Here is a 2,426-nt window from a genome sequence, read left to right as displayed (position 1 = left end):
GTGGCCGCCGCCTCCCTGGCGGCGGCCCTCCCCCTGGGCGCCCGTACAGCGGCCCGCCGAGCCCGGCGGGCCGGGGGACCGGRGGCCAGGGACGCGGTCCCCCACGGCCGTGGCCACCGGGACGTGCCGGGCCCCGGCCGGGCCTGACGGCCGCACCGGGCGACGGCGCCGGTCACGCCACCTCGACCCCGTACTCCCGCAACAGGTCCTCCAGACCGCCGCGGTAGCCCTTGCCGCCGATCACGAACTTCCAGTCGCCGTTCGGCCGGCGCCGGAAGGAGCCGAGGACCAGGGCCGTCTCGCCCGCCCTGCCGTCCGAGACCTCCAGCTGGTCGATCTCCCCTCCGGCCGCGTCCAGCAGCCGGATCCGGGCGTCGGTGAACCCCGCCAGGTCCGCGTCCGGATCGGCCTCCGGGTCGATCGCGGCGACCAGGACCAGGCGGTCGGCGCGCTGCGGCAGGGCGTCGAAGCCGACCTCTACGGCGGCCTTGTCGGGCGCCGTGTGCGGACGGGAACGCACCGAACCGTCCGGGGTCTGCGGGTTGTTGAAGAACACGAAGTGGTCCTCGCTCAGCACCCGGCCGCCCTCGCAGACCAGCGCGCACACGTCCAGCGCGACCCGGCCCGACCAGTACATCCCCAGCACGTTGCGGTCGGCCGCGACGGGCGGCGGTTCCAGGGGCAGGGCCGGGACGGTGTCGGCGGCCGGATCCGACCTCCGCGCAGCCGCCCCCGCGGCCCGTCGGGTCCCCCGCTGGGCCGGTACGGCGGCCTCCCGGGTGCTCCCGCCCAGCCGCCCCCGCAGCCCGTACCGGTGCAGCAGCTCGACCAGTTCGGCCCCGGGAACCAACTCCAGCGGCTTGCCGTTGGCAAAGGTGTACGACCCGGGCCCGAAGGACGCGGTGGTGACCAGCACCCCCTTGTTCGCCCCCTTGTCCTGGACCGTGCCGTACAGATCACGCACGGCCGTCGGCGGCACCGTGTTCCGGTAGCGCTTGACCTGCACCACGATCCGCCCGCCTCGGATCGGGGCCGGGTCCAGCGCCTCGACGTCCACACCGCCGTCGCCCGACCGCTGCGTGGTCACCGCCTCCATGCCCATCGCCCGGAACAGCTCCGCCACCAGGTTCTCGAAGGCGATGGGGTCCATCACGAAGAGGTCGGGCTCCTCCTCGCCGTCCGCGTGCCCGCCGTGGCTGACGACCCCGCCGGCGCCGCCGACCTCGCCCGGCCTGCGGCCCGCCCGTACGGCCGTCAGCTGGTCCGGCCGCGCCGACAACTGCCCGCGCAGGCCGTCCGTCAGACAGTCCACGGCGCTCACCTGCTCCAGCCGCAGCCCGGAGAAGGCGGAGTGCGGGACCTGCACGGACGTCAGGACGAGCCGTGCCTCCCGGCCGGTCACCGGATCGTGGTCGTCCACGAACCCGTTGACGACCACCGACTCCAACGCCCCGAACTCGTCCGCCGCGTACACCTCGCGCAGCACCAGCAGCACGCACTGGGCCAGCAGGTCCCGGTAGAGCGCCCGGCGCTGGGTCGCCGGCCGGGCGGTCTCCTTGTCCTGGTCCGTGCCCGCCACGTACCGCACGGACTTCGTCTCCGGCACGGCCTCGTACCGGGGCAGCTCCCAGTCCAGCACGAGCTGCCGCGCCGCCGGATCGTACGCAGCCGAGACCTGGCGGGGCAGCTCCTCGGGCCAGGCCGTGGAGGCGTACAGCGCCGCCGAGAAGTACTCCACCGCCGCCTCGGGATCTCCCGCGCGCAGCGCGTCGGCCAGTTCGGTGAGACCGCTGTTGTGGCGGCGGATCCCGGCGAGCTGCTCCGCCGCCCACCGGTCGTACTGCTGCCGGTACGCGGCCAGCTGCCGCAGCCGCTCCTGCTCCGCGGCGTGCGCGGCCTGCCATGCCTGCGTGTACCGGTCGTGGGCCTCCCGCTCGGCCTGGGCGCGACGCCCCGAGCCGAGGGTCCAGCCGCTGCTCTGCTGCTGGAACTGGTGGAGCTGGGGCATCGGCACCGGGTGGGCGAGGGTGCCGGGGTCGAAGGCTTCGAGCCGCTCGTCGCGGACCAGGGAGGCCATCCGGAAGGCCGGTGCCCGGCAGCCGACGGCCAGCAGCCCCTGCAGGGCGGCGACCTCGGCTTCGAGCTGCTCGGTGCGCCGCCGGGCCTCGGCCTCCCGGTGCTGTTTGTAGGCGGCCTGCTGCTCCCGCCGGTCCCGGGCGACGTCCCGCTCGTAGGCCCGCTGCCGGCGCTCGGCCTCGCGCTGCTGGATCAACTGCGTCCGCTGCTGCTGCCGCTGGGCCTCTGCCCAGACCCCGATCAATCCGCTCGACCGACGACTCATCAGCTCTGTTCTCCCCCCACCCGCTTGTACGGGGAAAACAGTAGTCGGGTCGCGGGTCGCGGGGCGGGCGGTCCGGGATCCGCAC

At 75.0% G+C, this 2,426-nt stretch carries 1 protein-coding gene; it reads right to left on the bottom strand.

Features of this window, described 5'->3' with window-relative positions; translation table 11 throughout:
• Positions 1 to 172: 172 nt before the first annotated feature.
• Positions 173 to 2,341 carry a restriction endonuclease gene (locus tag AB4039_RS42005; protein ID WP_442273280.1) on the bottom strand — a complete coding sequence of 723 codons (2,169 nt, stop codon included), beginning with the start codon at positions 2,339 to 2,341 and terminating at the stop codon, positions 173 to 175.
• Positions 2,342 to 2,426 lie beyond the last annotated feature (85 nt).

Source organism: Streptomyces sp. M-16 (assembly GCF_052114405.1).
In the GTDB taxonomy this organism is placed as follows: domain Bacteria; phylum Actinomycetota; class Actinomycetes; order Streptomycetales; family Streptomycetaceae; genus Streptomyces.
The sequence above is the reverse complement of the archived record's forward strand: the minus strand, read 5'-3'. Positions and strand labels throughout refer to the sequence as shown.

Bases quoted from the DNA above. Each gene is read 5' to 3' on its own strand.
- AB4039_RS42005 (WP_442273280.1), bottom strand. From the start codon at position 2,341: ATGAGTCGTCGGTCGAGCGGATTGATCGGGGTCTGGGCAGAGGCCCAG.